Raw genomic sequence first — 986 nt, 5'->3', positions numbered from 1 at the left:
AGCAACAATGCACATGCCCGCGCCAGTAACAATGCGGCCTGATCAAGATCTTTCAGTGTCCTGAGTCTTTTTTTTTGCCCGGTTTTCTTTGCTTCGCGGATAATGTCCAGAATTAGCATATCAAGCACATCAACGGCATCGTCTAATGCCGTTATTTCCTGTGCTTTAACGAATGCAGTAAGTACAGCAAGCTTTCTCTGCTGTGGCATTCGAGCGATATATTTTACCGACGCCATGCCAGCATAACGAGCCAGATTACGCAGTTGAATGGCAGGCAGACCGGAAAAGTTCAGTCGGGAAAACTCAAGACTTCGTAATCGGATATATCGTTCCAGCGCTTCATTAAACGCAGGTCCACTGACTGTAACAGGGCCTTTTTTCAACTGTTCCAGTGCTGATACACGCTGACCTTCCGGAATGACCAGAAGCTCCATCACTTGAGCTGCCTGCCATTTGTTCGGCAGTGCGGCCAGCTTTTTCCACAGCCGCTGATTTGCCCTTTCACGAATTTCACTGATGAGACGTACTAGTGTGGTTGCTCCGGGCAGTAATACCTTATTTTGAAGCAACCATGCAGTGGCAAAATCAAACATCAGACCCGGTCGCTCATTACTGAGCCACGCCCGGGTATATAGCAGACGCTTCAGGCGGAAAGACCATGGAAAATCACCAAATTCATGATAGCCGTAATATTCCTTAATTAATGCAGTATGTTCTCTAAGGGTAGTGTCCCGTTCAGCATAGCGGGAGAGAACTTCTGGACGGTGGATATTAAGCTGTACCGCGACAAAATGTTGAACACCAGGCAGAACCTGAGTTAAATCCGTCAGAAATGTTCCCAGAAAACGGGCTGTGGTGAGCTGAAGCGCAATGCCCAGCCTATTATGTTTGCCCCGTCGTTGGTTAATGAAGGCCAGATCCCGTTCATCAAGATGAAAATAGCGCGCCAGTTGCACGTCATTAGGTTCTGCAGCATAACAACCGTA

General features: G+C 47.8%; 1 protein-coding gene. It reads right to left on the bottom strand.

Annotated features, from left to right (window positions below; all coding sequences use genetic code 11):
- On the bottom strand, positions 1–986 hold a 986-nt coding region (locus tag A39O_RS38325), incomplete at both ends, for a DUF4158 domain-containing protein (protein WP_157639989.1).

Origin of the sequence: Lamprocystis purpurea DSM 4197 (assembly GCF_000379525.1) — a bacterium.
In the GTDB taxonomy this organism is placed as follows: domain Bacteria; phylum Pseudomonadota; class Gammaproteobacteria; order Chromatiales; family Chromatiaceae; genus Thiodictyon; species Thiodictyon purpureum.
The sequence above is the reverse complement of the archived record's forward strand: the minus strand, read 5'-3'. Positions and strand labels throughout refer to the sequence as shown.